Genomic DNA, 20,823 nt, shown 5'->3' on the forward strand with positions numbered 1-20,823 from the left:
CGCTGGCGAACCAACCACCGCCACGGACAACGCAAGTAGGGCGCATACCCGATTTCGGGCGCGCCTATTTAGGCCCCTCAAACCCCACCCCTACCCTTACAAGATCTTTACCAACCGGCCAAATATCAGACATCCGTTCACAGGCGTCAATAGTGAGACCCCTCACACGTTCCGGGTATCAGCAGACAAGAGCTCTAGATGATCTCGGTTGGGAAACTGCTCTTTTCGTCTGTTAACTCACAGACCACATACAGACGACGCGCTGGAGGTGCTCGTTTCATACGCGGCGACGGGCTGGTGGACGGCGGTGGATGCCACGGTCGAGCTGCTGGGGGTTGGGCTCGCATCGACGAGGCGAACGGCATCACCCGGACCCGCACGCAAGCCGGGCAGGCGATGACCCTAAAGCCCTACACGAGGCTGTTCGCCCGGCCGGCCGCCTCGAGGAGGCGTTCAATCTGCTCTAGATGATTGATTCCAAGGTCAGTGGTCGTAGGCGGTTAGCGAGCGGATGACCGGTCCGCTGGTCTTGTGGTTGTGCCAGATCGCGGCGGTCAGGGCGAGGAGTCGTTGTAGCACCCGAACGGTGACCCCGGCCGGGGTCCTGCCGCCGTGCCGTTCAAGGTCGAGCTGTCCCTTGAGGGTCTGGTTGACCGACTCGATCAGTTGCCGCATCGGCTTGAACAGCTCAGCTCCCGTCCGCTCAGGTTCGCCCTTGCGGGCCGGCCGCAATAGCCGGACTCCCAGGTCGGCGAGATGCTGCTCGAAGACGCGGCCGTAGTAGTTCTTGTCCGCCAGCAGCGTCGGTGGCCGTCGGCCGGCGAGCAGGCCCGGTTCGACGTGGAAGATGTCCAGCAGGACTTCGCGTTCCACGGGGCCCTGACCCCGGATTTTGGACACCGGAGACACTTGGATCTTGATGGTCCAGGAGAACGGAGTCCCCGTGGGGATGAAGCACTACCCCGCCGAGTTCAAGGCGGACGCGGTCGCGTTGTACAGGTCGAGGCCAGGAGCGACGATCAAGTCCGTCGCCGGCGACCTCGGAGTGAACACCGAGACGCTGCGGAACTGGATCCGGGCCGCCGACGGACGTCGTTCCGGCGCCCATTCCTCGCCGACGGCCGTCGTCCCGGCCGGTGGTGACGCCGTCGAGGCGGAGCTGGCCGCTGCCCGCAAGAGGATCCGTGAGCTGGAGGAAGAGCGCGACATCCTTCGCAAGGCGGCCCGGTATTTCGCGACGGAGACGCGCTGGTGAACCGCTGCCGGTTCGTTGAGGATCACCAGCGCCGTCACGGGGTGAAGCGGCTCTGCACCATCCTGGGCCTGGCCCGCTCCAGCTTCTACTACTGGCGCCGCACCGCGGCCGCCAGGGCGGCCCGGCAAGCCGCCGAGGCCGAGCTCGCCGCCCGGATAGGCAAGATCCACCAGGACTCCGACGGCACCTACGGAGCCCCCAGAATCACCGCCGAACTCCGCGACAAAGGCGGCCCGGTGGTCAACCACAAGCGCGTCGCGAGAATCATGCGGACCATCGCGCTCGAGGGGGTCCGCCTGCGCCGCCGACACCGCACCACGCTCGCCGACCCGGCCACGGCGAAGGCACCGGACCTGATCCAACGTGACTTCACCGCTGCCGCGGTGAACACGAAGTACGTCGGCGACATCACGTATCTGCCGGTCAACGGCGCGAAGCCGCTCTACCTGGCCACCGTCATCGACCTTGCCTCACGCCGACTGGCCGGGTGGGAGATCGCCGATCACATGCGAGCCGAGCTCGTCATCGACGCCCTGACGGCCGCCGAGCAGACCCGCGGCAGTCTCGAGGGGGCGATCATGCACACGGACCACGGGTCGCAGTATGCGAGTAGAGCCTTCGCTGAAATCTGCAGGTCAGCCGGGGTCCGGCAAAGCATGGGAGCGGTCGGGTCCAGCGCGGACAACGCCGCCGCGGAAAGCTTCAACGCCGCCTTCAAGAGAGACGCTCAAGGGCCGCAAAGGCTGGCCGGACGAGCGCCAGGCGCGGCTCGACGCCTTCCGCTGGCTGACCCGATACAACACCCGACGCAGGCACTCCCGCCTCGGCCAGCGGTCCCCGATCGCCTACGAGAACGCCCTCCATCCAGCACCAACTACCCTGACCCAAGCCGCATAGACATGTTCAAAATCCGGGGTCAAGGCCCCCTCGCGTCTGGCACATCACCTGCACCCACCTCTCCCCCGAGGCCCGCCAAGCCGCCGCCCGCACCGCCGCAGCCCAGCAGTGGATTCTCGCCCGCGCCGGCTTCGACCCGGCCGCCCACTACAACGCCCGCGGCATCGACGTAACCCTCTACCAACGCCCCACCACCGCGCACGCCTCCTGATTCCGTACCGCTCGAACTGGCACGTCTACGCACCTTCGACGGATGCTTCTCAGCATCCTCGCGGTCGCCCCGAACACTGCGCTGTGCCGTTCGAGCGGCGGGACATCACCAGGGTCGGCCGCCCGTGCAGAGGTAGAAATCGCCACCGATTCCGACGTTCTCGTCTGGACAGCACAGTTCAGGATCGTCGGTGATCGTTCCTGGTGGGTGGCAACAGGCCAATACCAGCAGGCCGTTGGGGGTGGATGGCGCCGGACGGCATAGCGCCGCACCGCAGCAGTCGATGTCCTGCGTGCAGGATCTGTCGCTGTCCTCAGGGTGGCTGCAGCCAGCGGCGTGAGCCGGCGCGGCTGGGAGAGCGGTCAGGCCGATTCCGGCGAGGAGGCTGGTGCCCAGGAGGCGGAAGAAGCGGCGGCGGTCTTGTCGGCTACGCAGGGGGGTCGGGTCATTCATGCTCAGCCTCCGGGTGGCGGGACGGGCACGGGCGTCTGGTGCGGCTCCCCAGCAGTGATGAGGGCTTGAAGCTGTTGGAGGGTGTTGACTGCACGCAGCGAGAAAGCCACGCGGCCGTGAAGGTCGACTGTCATGGCGGCCGGGGTGGCACTGACACCCAGGGCTTGGCTGATGCGCCGATCCGGGTCGGCCAGGACTTGGGCGTCGATACCTCGGTTGTCGGTGGTCTGTACCGGGCTGGGGGTGATCACCAGCAGAGCTGTGCCGCCGAGCGGGTCCGGTCGGGCACTCAGTTCGGCCAGGAGGTTGTGGCAGGGGCGGCAGCCGGGATTGACGAACAGCACCACCGCGGTGCGGTTCCACAGGTCACTGGAGCGGACAGCGACTCCATCCGCGGTGACCCCTGTGAAGTCCGGGACCTTGCTGCCCGCAACCGCCGCGGGGCTGGAGCGGTGGGACTGGGACGCCCCTGCCCCCTCGACGCTCTCCAGGACCGGCCGCAAGCGGCGCAGCACGCCCAAGACGATCAGGCCGAGCACGAGGAGCGCAAAACCCTGGCTGACCTTTCACGACTCCTTCCGCGAGAAGGTCGAGGCCCTGGTGAAGGCGAAGGACGGGTTCGGGCTGGAAAAACCGCACGTCGTGGGTCCCGACATCGGCACTCCCGCGGCGCTGTTCGCCGCGGCCCGGCACCCGGACCGGTTCGAGACCCCAGCTCCCGGCCCTTGGCCGCCGGCCCGGAGTGCGCCCGCTTCTTAGCGGCCGGCGCCTTCTTTCCGCCGGCCGCCCGGGCGCCGGGGGAGGCGGCCTTCTCGCCGGTGTCCTTGGGACTCCGGGCCCGCTCGACACTGGCGCGCAGGGCCTCCATGAGGTCGACGGCACCGGTCGGCTCCGCCGCCGGTTCGGCCTTCTCCACCGTCTCTCCGGCCGCCGAATTGGTCGTCAGTGAACTGGTCACCAACGCCTACCGGTACGGCGGCGGGTCGGGGACCTGCGGCTCATCCGCGACCGCAGCCTGATCTGCGAGGTTTCCGACGGCAGCAGCACTGCTCCGCACCTACGACGGGCGCGCACCACCGATGAGGGCGGCCGCGGACTCTTCCTGGTGGCCCAGCTCACCGAGCGGTGGGGTACCCGCTACACCCGGGACGGCAAGACCGTCCGGACGGAGTTCCCCTTCCCCCTTGCCGCGGGCGAGTCGCAGCCTCACGGAACATTTGTGCGAAGCGTTCGGCGGCTGGGCGGGATGTGCCATGTCAACGGGGGAACTCCGCCACGGCCGTGCCGAGGTCGCGTTCGGTCTCGCCCGCACGCTGGAGTCCTCGGTGGGTCAGGTGCTCCAGGCGCTCGCGGGTTTCGGGCAGGGTGATCAGGGCCTGGAAGGTGGCGGCGTCGTAGCGGATGTGCGCGGGCTCCGCCAGCGTGAGGTCGTTGATCGAGCGCTTGGCGGCCCGGACCCCTGGGGCGGGAAGCCGGCGATGCGCCCGGCCAGGTGCTCGACGAAGCCGTCCAGTTCGGCGTCGGGCAGGGCACGTTTGATCCAGCCGTAGCGCTCGGCGAGGTCGGCGGTGAAATCGGCCGCTCCCGCGACGGCCTCGATGGCGCGAGCGCGGCCGAGCCGCCGGGTCAGGTGCTGGATGCCGCCCGCGCCGGGAAGGGCGCCGGTCCCGCACTCGAACTGGCCGAAGACCGCGTTCTCGCGCGATGCGAAGGTCATGTCGCAGGCCAGTGCGAGTTCGTTGCCGCCGCCGCGGGCACGGCCGCGCACTTTGGCGATGGTGATCGCGGGGACGCGCGACAGCCTGTGCAGGAACATGCCGAGCGAGGCGTCATCGGGGCCGCCGGCCTTGGCCGCCTCCGCGGTGTACTGCGGGACCGCGGTGAGATCCACGTGCGCCGAGAAGTAGTCCGGCGAGGCGCTGTCGATGACGAGGACGCGTACATCGCCGGGGTCGTCGTCCAGGGTGTCGACAAGGGAGACCAGGTCACGCACCAGATCGACACCGAGGAGGTTGAGCGGGCCCGCGTCGAGGGTGGCCCACAGAACGCCCTCTTCGAGCCGGGTCCGGATCGAGGAGCAGGCGAAGGTCATGGGGACTCCGTTCGGTACCCGGCGACATTGGCCCTCTCCCCGGGTCCCGCGGGCGCGCCGTCGCCGCGTGTCGCTGTCCGTGTTGTCATAGACACGTTTGCGTCACGGCCCGGGGCGCGTGCCACGAAGGCCCTTGAGAGGACGGGTAAATGAGCGAGATCAGGCCCCGGTTCCGGACCATCGACGGACTGCCCATCCGGTACGCGGAGAGTGACGTGCCCCGCGCCCGCGAGGCTCTGCTGCTCAGCCCGTGGCCCGAGAGCCTGTACGCCTATGACGCGATCTGGTCGAAGCTGGCCCGGCACGCTCACCTGACCGCGGTGGACCTGCCCGGGTTCGGCCATTCCGAGCTGCGCGAGGACCTGCTGTCCCCGACCGCGATGGGTGACTTCATCGTGCGGGTGGCCGCTGGTGGTGGGCACCGGAGGGACGGCAGTCCCGCTGAACCTGGGAAGCCCCCTGAAGGACTGGGTGTTTGCCGAGGACCTGTCCCCCTATCGGGCCATGAGCGCCAAGGCCGCCGTGACCGCCGCGATCGGCGGCATCCACGGCTACGAATTGCCGGACGTCGTGCGCGAGGACTACCTCGCGTCCTGCACGGGTCAGCGGTTCGCCGACCAGCCGCCCTACGTCCGCGCGTACCCCGCCGAACTGCCCGTCCTCGGCGAGCTACTGCCGCGCCTGGAGACGCCGGTCCAGATCCTGGCAGGACCAACGACGCGGTCGTACCGCCCGAGAACGCCGAGTATCTGGACCTGCACCTGCCCAACAGCAAGCTGGACCTCATCGACGTCGGCCACTTCGCCTGGGGGGGGAGGGCACCGACGCCTACGCCGACGTCGTCACCCGCTGGTGGGAGGCCAACTGACCCGGATCGGCATCCCGGCCGCCGCAGCTCGCTCCGAAGCCGGGCCCGGCGTACTCCCCGGGCCACCCTCCACCGGGTTCCCGGGCGCGGCCCGCGTCCGGCCGTGCGAGTCTCGTCGAAGGCGGCATCTGCACGAACCAGGAGTGGTTAGTCATGGACATGAAACTCGAAGTCGTAGTGGTGCCGGTGTCCGACGTCGACCGGGCCAAGGACTTCTACACGCGGCTCGGCTGGAGGCTGGACGCGGACGTCGCCCCGGACGAGACCTTCAGGGTGGTGCAGGTGACGCCACCCGGCTCGCCGGCATCGGTCATCTTCGGCACCTCGGTCACCTCCCAGACGCCCGGCTCGGCCCAGGGCCTGCACCTGGTCGTGGACGACATCAACGCTGCACGCGAGGAGCTGAAACGGCTCGGCGCCGAGCCGAGCGAGGTGTTCCACGACGCCGGCGGCGTCTTCCACCACGCCGGGACGGAGGCCCGGGTGCCGGGGCCGGATCCCCAGCGCACGAGCTACGGCTCGTTCCTGTCATTCAGCGACCCGGACGGCAACGGCTGGCTGCTCCAGGAGATCACCACACGGCTCCCGGGACGCCTCGACCCCGCGGCCACGACGTTCGCCTCGGCCGAGGACCTGGCGAGCGCGCTGCGCCGTGCCGCGGCCGCACACGGGGAGCACGAGGCACGCATCGGTGCGGCGGACGAAAACTGGCCCGACTGGTACGCCCGGTACATGGTCCGGGAGCAGGCGGGGACCGAACTGCCGTCGTGACCTCGTCGCCCCGCGGGAGGACAAGGCCCGCGCGCCCATTTCCGGCTGCTGGTGCACGGCGGTGGGCGGAGGCGCACCCTGGGAGGTGGAGGCGGTCATCTCGAACCAGGGAGCAGGTCATGCCTTCCCTACACTTCCACGTGAACTCTTCGATGAGCCCGGACGAGGTGATGGGCGTGCTGACGAACTTCAGCCCCTCCCGCGTCGACGAGTGGTCTTCCATCGATGCCGAGCACTTCCAGGTCCACGAGCGGGGCGACACCTGGGCGGAGGTGACCGAGGGCAACGACAAGTCCTGGGAGCGTGCACGCTACGAATGGGACCGCTCGGCGAACAGCGTCAGCGTCACCACCCGTGACTCGGTGCCCTTCGGCCCGGGCGGCTGGCAGTTTCACATGACTCCCACGGACAACGGCACCCGCGTCGACGTAAGACTCGAACGGCACCCCACCTCGTTCACGTCGAAGGTGAAGTCCTCGATCATCCCCTTCGCGGGTCCGGTCTTCCGCAGGTCCTTCAAGGAACCTCTGCACACCACATGACCGCGCTGCTCCCGCACGGCGCGCCGCGTCGCCCGCTCGTCAGCCAGCCCCAGTCCCGGCGCCGTGTGACGCCGACGGTCTCGGCACCCGTATGGCGCTGCGGTTGCGAACGAATGGCGCGGAGGTTCAAGTACGCGCGACCTGCCCGTCACCCCGCCGTCAGGTGACCGCGGACGTCGGGATTTCCGGCGATAGCAGCGGGGCGTCCCATGGCGGCGCTGACGAAGGCCGAGCTGTACGAGAAGGCGGCCGCGGCCGGCATCCCGGGCCGCTCGTCCATGAACCACGACCAGCTCGCCGACGCCCTCGCCCACACCGGCCGCGCCCGGCGCAAGGCCTGACCGCCACCTAGTGGGCGGTCTGACGGGCACAGCCGTGGTCAGGCCACCGTGACGCGCAGGACGTACGGCTCGCCCGTACTGATCGCCTGCGCCTGTTCCCGGAAGTGGTTCACCCGGACGGGGCGGAGGAACGACTCGCGCCCATATTCGAACAGCTGCTCTAATTAGTGGATGACGTCCATCCACTTCCCCGACGACCTGATCAACCTCCAGGCCGCATGGCTGCGCACCTACACCGACCTGGCCCGCCAGCCCGTCCAGGCCAGCACCACGACCCTCCGCCGCCGACTCATCACCCTCTCCTGCAGCATCGCCGCCCACCCTTTCTGGACCGTCCCCGGCCGCTCCCCGGCTGCCTGGGTCGAGCTCCGACGCCGAGCCCGAGCCCGCGCCTGGGTGACGGCGGCGTGACCGTCGAACCGGGCGGCCCGAGACCGGTCACCCGGTTCCCCGACGACCTGGTCGCTCTCCAGCAGCAGTGGACTCGGGTCTTCAACCGGCTGGCGGGCGATCCCCCGGCCGACGGCCACGAGATGCGCATGGAGCTGCTCCGCCTCAGCTTCCGCCTGGACGCTCACCCCCACTGGGCCACCAATGATTCCGGGTGGAGCAGGGCGGCCCGGCACGAGCTCCAGAACGTCGCGAGCGCGGCGCCCGGCGGGGAGGAGCAGCTCGTCACGCTGTGCGTGGACGGCCGCATCATCGCGATCCCACCCGGCGAGGCCGAGTCTTGGCGGTGAAGAGATGAGCACCCCGGCACCAGCGGCTCCGCACTGGCCGATCACTCTGGTCTTGCCGGACAGCCAGCGCCTTCAGGTGCGGCTATACGAACGCCAGGAACTCCCCGACCACTGGGTTTTCAAGATCGGCATGCCCGCGTACATCACTCTCGAGGGCGGACGGGCGCAGCCCTCGGAATACACGGTGTGGGTGACGGCCGACCTGCTGGAGCCAATGTGGGCGGTGAACTACCCCAAGGTGCCCTCGCACCGCCTACCCGCCGAACCGCCGCCGGAGCGGCCGGGCTGGATGCTCCAGATCCGCCCCGGAGGCCGGCGCAGGGCCGTCGTCCATGAGACCGGGTGCAGCACGGCGGGCGGCAGCGGGCAGGAGATGGACACCATGGAGGCACTCGACGCCCTGATGAGGCCCGGCGTCGACGCATGCACCGACTGCGCCGCCGCCGAGGTGCTCATTCAGGCACTCGAATTGGGCTCGGGCTACGCCTAGCGGCCCGCCGCGCGGAAGATCAGCAATGTTCGGTCGGTCCCTGCCCGGTGGGCCAGCATGGCCGCATGGCTGGCTGCGAGATGGCCTTCCGCTTCGGCTCCCGCCTGGGGCCTGAGCCCCGGACTGGCTACGGCGCGGTCTCGTAGGAGACGGTCGCGCCGGGGCAGTCCTCCGCCAGCCCGAGCAGCGCCTCGCGCTCGCGGTCGTCGGCGGCCAGGCCCCAGCGGAGCTTGGTCTCGACCCAGCCCGTCACGTACGTGCAGGCGTACTCCGCGGCCGGAGACATCCATTCGGCTGGGTCCTTGTCGGCCTTGGCACGGTTGGACTTCGCGGTGACCGCGATCAGGGAGGTCGGCGTCGCAAGGTCGTTGGCATAGGCCTCACGCCGCTTCGCCGTCCAGGCAGACGCTCCGGAGTCCCAGCTCTCGGCGAGCGGGACCAGGCGGTCGACGTCGAGACCGGAGGCCGCGGTGACCCAGGTGTCGTCGTACGGCGAGAACCACTTCCCCCCGGCCAGCTTGCAGCCCGGCGCTACCTCGGGACGCTCGACTGCTTCCTCGAGGATGACCTCGGCGCGCGTGTTGCAGCCGTCGTCGGCGATCGCGCCGGCGTTCCAGTGCTTGAACGCGGTACGGACATAGCCCTCGCGGGACTCCGGGGCGGCGGGAATCCGATCGATCCCGTCGAACAGCGAGCCTGACTCCCGTACGGCGGAGACGGTGAAGGAAGAGGCGAAGCGCTCCTGACCGTCGACGGCATGAGCCGGCACGGCGGTGGCGAGCAGGGGCAGCACGGACAGGGCGAGCGCGGGCAGACCGCGGTGCAACAGGTTCTTGATCACGCCCGCGTTGTAGCCGTCCGGGCTGGGTCTCGGGGAGGGCACCACGGGCCGGATCACCCAGGCGGGCTCTGGAATTCACCGGAGAAACGCCACTCCGCACAAGCCGCAGATGACCCCTTCCCCGCGTCAGCTGCGACACCGGGAACCACCGCCCACCCGAACGCGTTGTCGGTCTGCCCTACCGACACCCTCCATGGAGGAGACCCGTTTGACGAACCGCCCCACCCTCAACCGCTGGATGACCGGAGCCCACCCGGACCATCCCCTGCTGCCCCTCATGGGCGACACGCAGGCCGACGAACTGCTCGACGGCTTCGAGGTGATGCTCACCTCCCTGGAGAAGGCCAACCCTGCACGGCTCTCCGACAAGATCAAGGACTTCGCAGCCAACAGGACCTTCAAGACGGTCCTCGACATGCGTGCCGAACTGCTGATTGCCCACCGGCTCGCAGAGCAGGGCATCGAATTCGACTTCGGCGACACCAGCAAGCCGAACCCGGACATCCTCGTGAACCAGGGCAACCTCGGCATCGAGGTCACCGCCCGGCGGCCCGACGGCACCCATCTCCTCGTCGATGCCCTGGAAGAGGCACTGACCCCCTACGAGGGCCTTTCGCTGGTTCTGACCTACACGACCTACCCGCACCGAATCCAGAGCAACGTACGAGAAGCCTTCGTCGAGCAAGTCACCGACCTCCTGCGCGACGGCGCCGGCCCCGGGGCCAAGCACCCCATGACCTTCCTCAACAGCAACAACGGCGGCGAGGTGACCATCACCGCCCACATTCAGGCAGCCGAAGACGAGCAGATCCGCGTGCAGGAGAAGGTCGACTCCACCGAGCTGACCGGCACCTTCGACATCGTCAAGAACGCCCTCACCCTGGCCTGGAACGACAAAGCGAAGATCAAGCAGGCCGAAGCCGTACCCTCGATCCTCGTCGTCGACGCCGCCATGCTCGGAGCCGCACCCATGCGGTCGCTCGAGATGACCGCGAAGATCCTGGCTGCCTACTTCCCGCCGGATTGTCCGTTCAAGGCGATGGCGGTGATGTTCCCCTCACTCGACACCTTGGACGTGAGCTTCGCGTTCGCCCTCCACCCCAGCCTTGACGAGGCTGACGCGACCCCTATCCACTCGCTCATGGCCAAGCTGGCCGACACCGTCACCCAGGTGACCGTCGAGCCGTAGCACCCACCGTGAGGAGGGTCCGATGATGTGCCGCCCGAACCGTGCGCAGGGCAGCACATCATCGGACCCTCCTCACAGTTAGACACCCGTGAGCTCGCTGAGCCCCAAGCGACCAGGTGAGCCAGGGACTGCCCAGCCCCCCCCCGACACCTGGAGCCACCTACCGCGCTAGGCGCCTGGAGCGCCACCGCCTGCAGGCGGTTGGAGCTCGAACGCCCGGGCCAACGCACTCTTCGGGAAGAGTCCGGCGATCTGCTCTGCAATCCCGACCAGGACCCGCACTGCAGGAAGGCTCCGGCCGACCAGCGTGTACCCGAACAACCCGAGAGTCAGGGGAACGAACACGATCAGCAGCCACAGCGACCACCAGTAGAACGTCGCCAAGACCAGCACACCTCCGCACGCCGCGGCGACGGCCCACCCCACACGCAGCAGCCGGCTGAAGACGTCGCCCAGATCCACCGACCAATCAGGAGTGTCCGGCTCCCGCTGAAGCCTGGCCCGCACTGCTGGCCACCAGTCGACGTACACGTCCCACGGATCCAGCACGAGCAGCACGCCCGGCGCCCACATGAAAGCCCCCACCCCGCCCGCGGCACGGGACACCCACGTCGTCAACGCGTAGTTGAGCATCGCCCCACCGATCACCAGCAGAGTGCCCAGAGCCCGGCACGACAGCAGAATCGCGATCCGCATCGCCACCGGCTCCCGCACGCCCACACCCTGCTCCGGCTCCCGCCGCACCTCCGGTAACTCACCCCCGAGACGCTCCCGCAGCTCCGCGCCCTCCTGAAGAAACCCCTCAGCAGTCGCCAAGGCCCGCTCGACATCGGCGAGGAAGAACTCCTCCTGCAGCTCGACCGGCAGCTGCGCCGCGACAGGGACCGCCTCCTCCGCACTCGGCGCCGCAGCCCGCAACCGCGCCAGCTCCTCCTGGAGCGCAACGCTCTCCTGCTGCGCACGCACCGCGAGCGCCTCGGCCTCATCCCGCGCGCTCCGAGCCCGCTCAAGCTCCTTCCGGGCTAGCAGCAACTGCTCGTTCAGCATCTCCATCTCCGACGCTGCCGCCGGCACATCGCTCAGCACGGCGACCTGGTCCTGGAGACTCCCCACCAGACGCATCAGCAGGAGAACCAGCTGCTGGGTACTGAGGCGGTCCCGCTCCAGCTCCAGATTGCGGTCCATCACCTCGTACAACCGGTCGGACGTCTTGTCCGCCAGCGCGAGAGCCGTCCCCGGAGCCGACCGGACGATCACCGCTGCCACGGAAGGCGCCTGCGCTCCCCGCCACAGATCCAGGGCCCGCTTCAGGTCGACGGCCTGCTTGCGGGGTTCACGCACCACCGCCTTGACCACGGCCTCCACGAACTCCTTCGGCGGCACCTTCCCCTTGAGGTTCTCACTGATCGTCGACCTCGCGTACGGAACCCCCGACTCCAGAGCCCGCACGGTCACCCCGTGCATGTCCATCAGCTGCCGAAGAAACCTGGCTAACTCGGCGGCTTCCTCCGACTCCGCCCGCAGCGGAGCCCATGCCCGGCCCCTCCCCTTGCCACCCGCCATCCCTGCCCCCCGGCATTGTCCGGCCGTGTCCCGGACAAAGGGCTCGTTGTCCGGAGTTCACCTGCAGGAAGGCTACGGACAAAGTGCCGGACACACACCAGGGCGTAAGGCTCCTCACCACCACGCACCGCCCGTCCACCCCCGCACGCCCCCGCCACGACAAGGAGCCACACCATGTCCCGCCCCAGCGCCCCCACCGCCACAACCACGAAGACCCGCACACGCACGATCAAGCTCAGCGAACTCGCCATCGACACCGCAGACCACGGCCGCATCATCGACCTCCGCCGAGAAGCCGACGCCCCCACCCGCTTCCCCCGCGGCAAGGCCGGCGACCGCTACCGATGCTGCGCCTGCGGCAAAGCCCTCATATTCACCGGACCCACCACACCCGCCTCCGGCTTCACCCCACGCTTCCGCCACCACGCCGGCGGCGCCGACCCCGACCGCTGCAAGGCCCCCGCCGCACACGCCGCCGACATCCACGCCGACCTCACCATCGCCCTCGACCTCCGCGACCGCCTCACCCAAGCCCTCCCCGGCGTCACCGTACGTGTGGAAACCGACCCCGCTCTCGCCGGATCGACCTGGCAGCTTCCCCCCGCCATCACCCTGCGCCGCGGCCGCCACCTCGCGGTGATTGAGCGCCCCCGCCGCCTCCTGTCCCGTGACACCGCCCAGACCCGCCTCCAGGCAGTGCGCGCCCGCCACGGTGAACACACCGCGCACTGGTGGTTCTTCGACCGCGGCGACCACCACGCCTTCGACTACGCCGGCAACCTCAAGGTCCGCATCTCCGGCGAACCCACCGTCCACGACAAGGTCCGCCCCACCCCCATCCAACGCCTCATCAACAGCACCGGCGCACAGGTGTGCTGGCTGACCGGGGAGAAGATCCTCATCCCCTACGGCGGCCGCCCCATCACACACCCCGTACACGAGGGGGAGGACTGGACCGGCGACACCGCCCGGTGGGCCCGAGACTGGGCCATCTCCCACCCCCACCCCGCACCCGACTCCGCCTGGTGGGGCCTGATCCCACTCCCCCTCACCGTCCTTGCCCAACCCGCCTTCCGACCCGTCCCCGCCCTGCGCATCATGGCCGCGCTCGCCGCCTCCCAGCGCCGACGGGAAGAACACCGCCGCAACCTCGCCCGCACCGCGCACAACCACCGGAACTCCACCCCGGCGGCCGCCACCGGAGTCCAGCTCACCCTCGACACCGCCCTCTCCCCCACTCCCAGCGAAGAGGCAACCTCCCTCGCGACAGCCGCCTCACCCCCACCCCTCCCGGCGAACGAACCCGACTGCCCGGCAGAGCCCCTTCCCCGCGTCCCGTCCCTGCGCACGAGGCCTCGCTGGAGCTGGCGCCGCCTCCTCCCCCGCCGCCGGAGGTAGAGCAGAGAACGGCCAGGGCTGCTCAACCACAAGGAATTTATGTGACTTGTGCCATAGGCGTGCCGTGGCGCTGGAGGAGGCTACAGACGCACGATTCCTGCGCTGAAGCCGCTCTGACCAGCAGATTCCCGGGTTCCCCGGGGCCGGATTTTCAGGCCCCGGGGAACCCGGCGTAGACGCATGAAAGTCGGCGCCACCAAAGGGTGTTGGGGGAGGGCACGCGTGTCTGTGTCGCGATGAGTGACTAGCCTTGTGGACGAGTCAGAGACCCGGCGAACGGCGAAGGGAGACTCCGGTGAGGCCCGTGCTTCCTAGGGCCGGCCTCGACGGAATCTCCCTCTCACCAACATCGGGCAGCCGTCCCATTGCGAGGAGAGCAGACCCTTGGCGTCACTTGACCGTACCCCAACGCCCTTACAGCCCAAAGCCCATCTGCTGGCCTGGACAAGCGCCGTCACCGGACTCATCGCCGTCGTCGGCGTCGTCGTCCTCGCGGCGATCGGCCAATCCGAAGCAGCCGTAGCCGTCGGCGCTGTCGGAGCCGCAGCACTCGGTGTCGGCGGTCTCCAGATCACGGTGCAGATCCGCCGTTAGACCGACCCGAACACCCACTCGGCTGCACTGGACGAGATGCCCAGGGCAGCCGAGCCAGATCGGACCTACGGGCCGAGGACGTGTCCTGCCCGCGAAGGTGAAAGCGGACCGCCACCCCTGCAGAGCAGTACAGCCCTCCAGGCGCTCGCTGTACCGGCATCCCCCACACGCACACCACCATTCGGCACCAGCAACCGGGCACCACTAACGTGGCGCGCCGTGAGCAGCAAGAACGCCGGCCTCGGCCGCCTAGGCCACTGCTGGCGGTGTGGAGACTCCGTCCAGGGCTACCCCGAACACGACGGCCAAGAAGTCGTCCTCGACGCCCGCGAAGCCCCCACCCACCTCGTACCCGAAGAACTCCGCTGGAGAGTCAACGGCAACGGCATCGCCCTTCCCATGGGCTGGACCGACCCCACCGACACCGTCCGCATCCTCCACGAACCCGTCTGCATCGCCAGCCCCAACCCGGGCCCTGAACCCCTGCGCAAACACCTCAGGCGTGCCCACGCGATCGCCCGAGGCCACGAAAACGTAGCCAGAACCCTCACCCAGCAGCTACGCGGCCAGAACCGCAACCCCACCGCAGACGACGTCCGCACTATCCGATGCCCCCACTGCGAGGCACAACCGGACTTCCAATGCGTCGACACTGAGGGCATCCCCCGCCAGGCCAACCACAAAGAACGCGTTGCTGCCTTTCACCAGGCCCGCTACGACGCCTTCCCCATCCCACAAGTGGGTGGCCACACAACCCGCCTGCTCCACCCCTCACGCCACCAGGTCCGCACCATCCCGTGCCCCCGATGCCCCGCTCCCGCAGGCCAGCCCTGCACGGACGACAAAGGACAACCCCGGACCGCCAACCACATGGAACGCGTCGACGCCTACGCCAGCAGAACCTGAAGCAGACCCAGTCCAAGCCAGCCGGGATACGCCAGAGGCCCACCCGCGCGAGGTGGGCCTCCAGGTTCTCACTCGGCTGTCACTTCCCGCTCGTCAGTGTCTGTCGAACCACCTGCATCCGTTTCACCGGAGCCAGAGGACGGCTGAACCCGGGCCGGCCCATCCCAGCTGCGCATGACTCTGGGTTCCCGGCTGAACTGGGCGTCCCAATTCGACGTGACCCTGGAGTTGACGAGCTCGAGGACTTCGTCTGCTCGGGACGCCTGGAAGGCCGACTCGATGACGAAATTCAGAGCCCACGCGTAGTCCTGGTCAGTCACCGCTTCTTCCTGCGCAGTGGGGTAGTACCGGGGCGGACCAGCCATATAGCCGTTGACGCTGGGGGTCAGCCAGGTGAAGCGGATGTAGCTGGAGAAGTCGATACCCAAGCTGATGACCTGGATCGCTCGCTGGGTGGCCACGGCCGTCTCCACCGCCTTGGCCAGCTCGCGCTCCGGGTTCGTCCCACTCTGCAGGCTACGCAGCTGGTGACCGTCGATACGCGGACCGAAGGCGAACGGCGAATCAATGCGCGTCAGCTCCCTGGGCCGGGCATACCGCTCGAGCAGGGCCTCCATGGCCAGCCGGAGCCCGGCCATCGCCTGTACCCAGTCCCCTACGTCGGCGTGAGTCTGCGCATCCCGCAGAAGCTGCGCCGTATCCGGCTGAGTGACCAACCCGATCATGTTGATCGAATCAAACTCGACCCCGAAGACCATCGGCGTCGCCGTGGTGAAGAAGTTCAGCACGTTCGCCCGGCACTTCTCGACCGTATCGGACGACGGAAAGACCCCATGGTGCTTCAACGCCACCCGAACACCGTTCAGGGTGATCATCGACCCCTTGGCTGGCAGGAGCACAGCCGGCCTGAGCACACCCCAGTACTCGACGAAAGAGATCTTCGGACTCACCTCCATGCCCAGGAACTCGGCCGCCAGGCCCAGGAAGTTCTCGACCGCGTCGTGAAACGACAGGACCGCGGTCGAGGACAACGGCGCAGGCCGGAGCGCATACCCCACGCCCTCGTCGTAGAGGAACCGCGAATACGCGAGCCGCTGAATATCAAGCGGACTGAGCTTGGACGTCATGAGCCCCCTGTCCCGAACTTGCAGACATCCTCACCGACTCACCTGCAGTACCACCAGCCCGCCAGGCCAAGATGCCGTTGCGCCGACGAGGCTGTCCTCTCAGGCCGACGCGAGCACCACGTGGCCGCGGCTGCTCACTCGTCCCTTCCACCCGCTACAAACCCGAAGAACCCTGAACAGGAACATGCTCGGCTGGCTGGTCAAGCTGCTGCTGCCGCCGCCGCTGCTCATTCCGCAACGCCTCCACCCGCTGCGTGAACTTCGCCAGCGCCTGGTCCTGCTCGTCCTCACCAAACAGGCTGTACTCCCCCACACCCAGCGCGATCGCGTTGGCTTCCTCCTCGATCGCATCAGCCGTCTGCTGCAGGAAGTAACTGCGCTCCCGGTACTTGTAGTAGCCGGTGAACGTGCTCGCGAGCGTGACGCAGAACCCGAGCGCGATGACCGTGATCGTCTGCCAGTCCCACTCCTTCGCGTCCAGCGCCGCGACCGTGGTGATCGTCGTCGATCCGACCATGATCAGAGACTGCAGACTGTTGTGGACCCGCCGGTACTTGCGGCTCTCCGCCTGATAGCCCTCAATGACCTCCACGAGCTCCTCGCGATACAGCCCTCGCTGCTCCCGCAAGGACACCGGCCTCAGCGCGTTCCCCTGCCGCAATGTCGCCCGGTTCGAGTCCAGACGGTCCTGCAACTCCGCCAACGAAAGCTTGTGTCGATCCCGAACCGCCACAGACACATCAGGCCCGATACCGCCCAGCCGATCGGTCTTCCACAGATAGTGGACCGCAGACCCCAGCAGGTAGACCACCGAAACGACAAGCGTTGCCCACAGGACGGTACGACCCGCCACCAGCCACTGGTGCCCGCCCGGATGCACCGCAGACCACACCACGAGTCCCGGTACGGCCAACACAGCCAAGGCCAACGCCACCCGGACCCGCCGACGACGCCTCTTCTTCCAGGCAAGATCACGCTCGTCCGCCCAGACCTTCTCCTGGAGCACGCCGAGCTCAACCTCGGTTAACCCGCTGTACCGCGAACTGACCGCCAACTCTTCTCCCGCGTCATACGTCGGATGGTCCCGGGAGTATCACGCGCCAGCCCACCGCCACGGACAGGATTCGCCCAGGCTGTGACACGCTCCATACAAGTTCCGCCACCACGTCCGAAGCTGTGCCCCAGGGCCGCGGGCCACGTCGAGCACCGCTCCCCCCCGCGTCGAGCTCCGAGCCGGCCACCTGACGGCCGGGACCGTGCTGCAGTGCGAAGCCCGCCCTAGTCCGGCAGACGGCGAGGACTTCCTCGAGGGTGCGCATGAGGTGCTCGCTCCAGACCTCGCAGTCCACGTACGGGGCCCAGGTAACGAGCCGGAGCACCATCTCCAGCACGGTCCGCCCAACGAACCGGGTGTCCGCGTCGCCCATGCCGTCGTGGCAGCCGCACTCACGAACGACCAGAAGCCCGCCCCCCTGACAGGGCTGGGCCTCGTCGACCCGGAACCTGGTTGCCCATCAGGAAGTGCGAGACGAGCATGATGCTCATGACCGAGAACCGCCATGAGCCCAACCCCGGCACCGCTCTACTCGGGGCTAAGTTCAGCCGCCGAAACCGCGTCGCCCCAACGAAGACCAACGAAGGCACAGCCCGCTGGATAGCCATGGATGAGTCCGGCTACGACGGCGACCAACTCTACGGCCGAGCTCGCTACATGGTTCTCGGATCCATCGCCATAGACGATCACGAAGCCTCAGACATCATCGACGACCTGCGCAAGCAGGCAGGCATCCAGTCCTCAGCCCCAGAACTCAAGTTCCAGACAATGTTCGGCAGAGAGGGGCAGACCCGCCGCCGGCACCTACTGAAGGAACTCCTCGACACCACCGGACCCCTCGCAGACAAGGCGTCCGTCTATCTCATAGACAAGCACTACTTCATCATCTCGAAACTGATCAGCCTCTTGCTCGAAGAGCACCTCCACCCCATGGGCATCTACATCGAGAACAACGATGTAGCTCGCCAACTAGCCCGGAACCTTCACGACGAAGGTGTACGGGCGATGGGCCTCGACGGATTCCATCGCCTCCTGGAAGTCACCACAGCCTTCTTCTCCAAGCAGAACCGCACCGGTGAACTTGCAAGCGTCGACGACCTCTTCGAAGTGCTCCAGAAGTCCGCAGCCTACGCACGGCGCCGACGCGCCCCTCAGGCCAAGAAGGCCGCCATAGTCCTCGACATGCTCCTCCACACTCGCCGCGAAGCCGAGGACCATGCCCGCACCCGCCTGACCGACCCGGACCCCGCTGTCGAAGCTCAGGTCGGCCTCCACGAAGACACCATGGAACCGCTGATCCCAGCGATCCCCGCAGCCATCAGCAACGCCTCGCTCAAGCACGGCAAGGTCAACGTCCTGGCGGACGACCACAAACTCCTCACCGACGCCAAACTCGACGTTCTCAGCAGAAGTGTGGAGAGCATTGCCATGTTGCAAGGTCTCCGAGCCGGCAACCGACTCGATGAGCTGGTCCGCGGAGATTCCAAAGAACACCCATCCCTGCAGCTTGCGGACCTGATCGCAGGAGCGGGCTTTGCCGTTGCGCAACGCCATGATGGCGAGAACCATCCCGCTGGCGAAGATCTCTACCCCGTCATAGTCCCGCTCATAGACCCTCTGGGCCTCCTCTCGCACGACGAGCCAGAACGATTCGCGACCGTCGACCCCCGCAAGGCCAAAGCGCGCCGCTAAGGGTTGTCCCGTAACCCCGAGGAGTTGCGCCACGAGCCTCTGGCCACGAGGGTCTCAGGCTTGGTTGTGGCTCCCTGAGGCATTGCGATCACACTGCTGGGTGCCGGACAACTCCCGCCACTGGTCCACCACGTCGTCCACTGCATCCAGGGCCGGATCGCGACTTCCGCTGGGCGCGTAGGCCGGTGACCGATCAACGCGTAGTGACAGATGTGCGCAGTACCAGGCCCGCCGGGCACCGGCTATCTCTGCCGTCGTGCCCGTCCGGAGATAGCCGAGCAACGCTGTCATGACCCTGCGGCGCCCGAATGCGTAGAGCGCCGGCTCGACGAACCAGCGGCAGAAGCTCGGGTCCGGGTCGTAGACAGCAGCAGCCATCAGCGGATCGAAGAACTCCTCAGACAGGGTGGCGCGTTCCAACAGTGGCCTTCGTGCAGCTCCGGCCAGGTGCCGCGCACGTCGGTCTTCAGGCAGGTCGGCCGCAGGCTCAAGGTCCAGCAGGCGAGCCACTTCGGCTGCGCATGCAAGGAATGTACGTGTGGATGCCTCGTGGCGGTCACCTTTGCTCATGGCAGGATTCTCGGCCACGGGCCTGAGTGGAAGTGGTCGCATGGGCGAGATGATCTCGATGTGACTGGTGTGATCACGGCGTCGGAGCCGCCTGGATAGCCCCGTTCACTGGGCTGAGCCCTCGCGCCTTCGGGAAGCTGGCGACAGTGCTGCGTCGCGCAGGTGCGGACACGGCCCGCAAGGGCCGGCCGTGGAGCCTTCGGCTGGAAGACCGGACCCTGCTGGTCACCGCGTACTGGCGAACCAACCTGACCATGCGGCAGCTCGCCCCGCTGTTCGGGATCTCGAAGTCGGCAGCGGACCGGATCATCGACAACCTTGGGCCGATGCTCGCGCTCCAGCCCCGCAAGCGGTTCGCGAAGGACACCGTGCTCATCGTGGACGGCACCTTGGTCCCCACCCGGGACCATACCGTCGCCGAGCGGTCGAAGAACTACCGGTACTCCACCAACCACCAGGTCGTCATCGATGCCGACACCCGCCTGGTCGTCGTGGTCGGCCGGCCGCTCGCCGGGAACCGCAACGACTGCAAGGCCTGGGAGGAGTCTGGGGCCAAGGCCGCCGTCAGCGGAACGACCACGATCGCCGACGGCGGCTACCCGGGCACCGGCCTGGTCATCCCGCACCGCCGCAAGCGCGGCCAGAGTGCACTCACGGATTGGAAGGAGGAACACACCAAGTCCCACAAGCAGGTCCGGGCTCGCGTCGAGCACGTCTTCGCCCGCATGAAGACATGGAAGATCCTCCGCGACTGCCGCCTCAAAGGCGACGGCGTCCACCACGCCATGCTCGGCATCGCACGGATGCACAACCTCGCCCTCGCCGGATAGATCAGCGGGTCACATTGCGGCCAACCATGCCCGAGGCGACTCGTAGATCATTTACGGGACAGCCCTTAGGCAAGACCCGTTGGGTGGTAGAGCGCAGTTTCGCCTGGCTCCACCAGTTCAAACGCCTGCGCATCCGCTACGAGATACGCGCCGACCTCCACCAGGGGTTCCTCGAACTCGCCTGCAGCATCGTCTGCTTGAGGCGACTACGCGCCGCATTCTGAAACGATCAGTTAGGCAGCTCACCGCGTCAGCGGCATACCGCTGACGGTGGAAGGGGTTGATGGGGCGACACTCTGGCCCTTGCGTTGAGCTCCGCGATAGGGTGGCGATCTTGCTGAAATTTACTGCCTCTGGAAATGAAGTACAGGATGCACATCCTGGACAATCCCTCCGAGC

21 protein-coding genes and 3 pseudogenes are annotated in these 20,823 nt (G+C 67.8%); 16 read left to right on the forward strand and 8 right to left on the reverse strand.

Features of this window, described 5'->3' with window-relative positions; genetic code table 11:
* Positions 1-483: 483 nt before the first annotated feature.
* A complete protein-coding gene (locus ACFYZS_RS38965; protein WP_389023880.1) occupies positions 484-873 on the reverse strand; it encodes a hypothetical protein in 390 nt (129 codons plus the stop codon).
* A 70-nt stretch (positions 874-943) separates the two neighbouring features.
* On the opposite strand from ACFYZS_RS38965, the pseudogene ACFYZS_RS38970 reads away from it, so the two are divergent.
* A pseudogene (locus ACFYZS_RS38970) lies at positions 944-2,152 on the forward strand (IS3 family transposase).
* 666 nt (positions 2,153-2,818) lie between these two features.
* On the opposite strand, the gene ACFYZS_RS38975 reads toward ACFYZS_RS38970, so the two are convergent.
* Positions 2,819-3,355 carry a peroxiredoxin family protein gene (locus ACFYZS_RS38975; protein ID WP_389023883.1) on the reverse strand — a complete coding sequence of 179 codons (537 nt, stop codon included), beginning with the start codon at positions 3,353-3,355 and terminating at the stop codon, positions 2,819-2,821.
* On the opposite strand from ACFYZS_RS38975, the gene ACFYZS_RS38980 reads away from it, so the two are divergent.
* A complete protein-coding gene (locus tag ACFYZS_RS38980) occupies positions 3,237-3,575 on the forward strand; it encodes an alpha/beta fold hydrolase (protein WP_389023941.1) in 339 nt (112 codons plus the stop codon). The genes ACFYZS_RS38975 and ACFYZS_RS38980 overlap by 119 nt on opposite strands.
* Before the next feature lie 167 nt (positions 3,576-3,742).
* Positions 3,743-3,999 (forward strand): annotated as a pseudogene (locus tag ACFYZS_RS38985) (ATP-binding protein); the annotation flags it as partial.
* Positions 4,000-4,185: 186 nt separating this feature from the next.
* Here ACFYZS_RS38985 and ACFYZS_RS38990 read toward each other — a convergent pair.
* Positions 4,186-4,908, reverse strand: a complete 723-nt coding sequence (locus tag ACFYZS_RS38990) for an enoyl-CoA hydratase/isomerase family protein (RefSeq protein WP_389023886.1) — start codon at positions 4,906-4,908, stop codon at positions 4,186-4,188.
* 1,021 nt (positions 4,909-5,929) lie between these two features.
* Here ACFYZS_RS38990 and ACFYZS_RS38995 point away from each other — a divergent pair.
* From ACFYZS_RS38995 to ACFYZS_RS39020, 6 genes are all read left to right on the forward strand, one after another.
* Positions 5,930-6,547: a VOC family protein gene (locus ACFYZS_RS38995; protein WP_389023889.1), complete on the forward strand. Its 618-nt coding sequence runs from the start codon at positions 5,930-5,932 to the stop codon at positions 6,545-6,547.
* Between the two features lie 119 nt (positions 6,548-6,666).
* Positions 6,667-7,089, forward strand: coding sequence for a hypothetical protein (locus ACFYZS_RS39000; RefSeq protein ID WP_369780095.1), 423 nt, complete (start codon positions 6,667-6,669; stop codon positions 7,087-7,089).
* 209 nt (positions 7,090-7,298) lie between these two features.
* Positions 7,299-7,430, forward strand: a complete 132-nt coding sequence (locus ACFYZS_RS39005) for a hypothetical protein (RefSeq protein WP_369780094.1) — start codon at positions 7,299-7,301, stop codon at positions 7,428-7,430.
* 171 nt (positions 7,431-7,601) lie between these two features.
* Positions 7,602-7,841: a hypothetical protein gene (locus tag ACFYZS_RS39010; RefSeq protein WP_389023893.1), complete on the forward strand. Its 240-nt coding sequence runs from the start codon at positions 7,602-7,604 to the stop codon at positions 7,839-7,841.
* A complete protein-coding gene (locus tag ACFYZS_RS39015) occupies positions 7,838-8,170 on the forward strand; it encodes a hypothetical protein (RefSeq protein WP_389023896.1) in 333 nt (110 codons plus the stop codon). Before ACFYZS_RS39010 ends, ACFYZS_RS39015 begins: the two co-directional genes overlap by 4 nt.
* Before the next feature lie 52 nt (positions 8,171-8,222).
* The gene (locus tag ACFYZS_RS39020) at positions 8,223-8,660 is read left to right on the forward strand and encodes a DUF6233 domain-containing protein (protein WP_389023898.1); all 438 of its coding nucleotides are present in this window, start codon (positions 8,223-8,225) and stop codon (positions 8,658-8,660) included.
* A 127-nt stretch (positions 8,661-8,787) separates the two neighbouring features.
* Here ACFYZS_RS39020 and ACFYZS_RS39025 read toward each other — a convergent pair whose 3' ends face one another.
* Positions 8,788-9,501 carry a DUF1524 domain-containing protein gene (locus ACFYZS_RS39025; RefSeq protein ID WP_389023901.1) on the reverse strand — a complete coding sequence of 238 codons (714 nt, stop codon included), beginning with the start codon at positions 9,499-9,501 and terminating at the stop codon, positions 8,788-8,790.
* Positions 9,502-9,709: 208 nt separating this feature from the next.
* Here ACFYZS_RS39025 and ACFYZS_RS39030 point away from each other — a divergent pair, with 208 nt between their 5' ends.
* Positions 9,710-10,690, forward strand: a complete 981-nt coding sequence (locus ACFYZS_RS39030; RefSeq protein ID WP_389023904.1) for a hypothetical protein — start codon at positions 9,710-9,712, stop codon at positions 10,688-10,690.
* 168 nt (positions 10,691-10,858) lie between these two features.
* Here ACFYZS_RS39030 and ACFYZS_RS39035 read toward each other — a convergent pair whose 3' ends face one another.
* Positions 10,859-12,160, reverse strand: a complete 1,302-nt coding sequence (locus tag ACFYZS_RS39035) for a hypothetical protein (RefSeq protein ID WP_389023906.1) — start codon at positions 12,158-12,160, stop codon at positions 10,859-10,861.
* A 267-nt stretch (positions 12,161-12,427) separates the two neighbouring features.
* Here ACFYZS_RS39035 and ACFYZS_RS39040 point away from each other — a divergent pair, with 267 nt between their 5' ends.
* The 3 genes from ACFYZS_RS39040 (at position 12,428) to ACFYZS_RS39050 (ending at position 15,151) form a co-directional block, all read left to right on the forward strand.
* Positions 12,428-13,651 (forward strand): hypothetical protein, encoded by a 1,224-nt coding sequence (locus tag ACFYZS_RS39040; protein ID WP_389023909.1) that lies wholly within the window; start codon positions 12,428-12,430, stop codon positions 13,649-13,651.
* A gap of 384 nt (positions 13,652-14,035) precedes the next feature.
* Positions 14,036-14,245 (forward strand): hypothetical protein, encoded by a 210-nt coding sequence (locus tag ACFYZS_RS39045; RefSeq protein WP_389023912.1) that lies wholly within the window; start codon positions 14,036-14,038, stop codon positions 14,243-14,245.
* A 219-nt stretch (positions 14,246-14,464) separates the two neighbouring features.
* Positions 14,465-15,151, forward strand: coding sequence for a DUF6083 domain-containing protein (locus ACFYZS_RS39050; protein ID WP_389023914.1), 687 nt, complete (start codon positions 14,465-14,467; stop codon positions 15,149-15,151).
* 68 nt (positions 15,152-15,219) lie between these two features.
* Here ACFYZS_RS39050 and ACFYZS_RS39055 read toward each other — a convergent pair whose 3' ends face one another.
* Together ACFYZS_RS39055 and ACFYZS_RS39060 are read right to left on the reverse strand one after the other, a co-directional pair.
* Entirely contained in the window at positions 15,220-16,278 is a 1,059-nt protein-coding gene (locus ACFYZS_RS39055) for a hypothetical protein (protein ID WP_389023917.1), read from the reverse strand.
* Between the two features lie 154 nt (positions 16,279-16,432).
* Positions 16,433-17,284 carry a DUF4231 domain-containing protein gene (locus ACFYZS_RS39060; protein WP_389023919.1) on the reverse strand — a complete coding sequence of 284 codons (852 nt, stop codon included), beginning with the start codon at positions 17,282-17,284 and terminating at the stop codon, positions 16,433-16,435.
* A 537-nt stretch (positions 17,285-17,821) separates the two neighbouring features.
* Between ACFYZS_RS39060 and ACFYZS_RS39065 the strand changes: the two genes are divergently transcribed.
* Positions 17,822-19,024, forward strand: a complete 1,203-nt coding sequence (locus tag ACFYZS_RS39065) for a DUF3800 domain-containing protein (RefSeq protein ID WP_389023922.1) — start codon at positions 17,822-17,824, stop codon at positions 19,022-19,024.
* Positions 19,025-19,078: 54 nt separating this feature from the next.
* On the opposite strand, the gene ACFYZS_RS39070 is transcribed toward ACFYZS_RS39065, so the two are convergent.
* Positions 19,079-19,594, reverse strand: coding sequence for a hypothetical protein (locus ACFYZS_RS39070; protein ID WP_389023925.1), 516 nt, complete (start codon positions 19,592-19,594; stop codon positions 19,079-19,081).
* Positions 19,595-19,654: 60 nt separating this feature from the next.
* On the opposite strand from ACFYZS_RS39070, the pseudogene ACFYZS_RS39075 reads away from it, so the two are divergent.
* Both ACFYZS_RS39075 and ACFYZS_RS39080 read left to right on the forward strand, forming a co-directional pair.
* Positions 19,655-20,424 (forward strand): annotated as a pseudogene (locus ACFYZS_RS39075) (transposase).
* Positions 20,328-20,648, forward strand: coding sequence for a transposase (locus ACFYZS_RS39080; protein ID WP_389023928.1), 321 nt, complete (start codon positions 20,328-20,330; stop codon positions 20,646-20,648). Before ACFYZS_RS39075 ends, ACFYZS_RS39080 begins: the two are co-directional and overlap by 97 nt.
* The last annotated feature ends 175 nt before the right edge of the window (positions 20,649-20,823 follow it).

It is taken from the genome of Streptomyces sp. NPDC001903 (assembly GCF_042891345.1).
Taxonomy (GTDB): Bacteria; Actinomycetota; Actinomycetes; order Streptomycetales; family Streptomycetaceae; genus Streptomyces.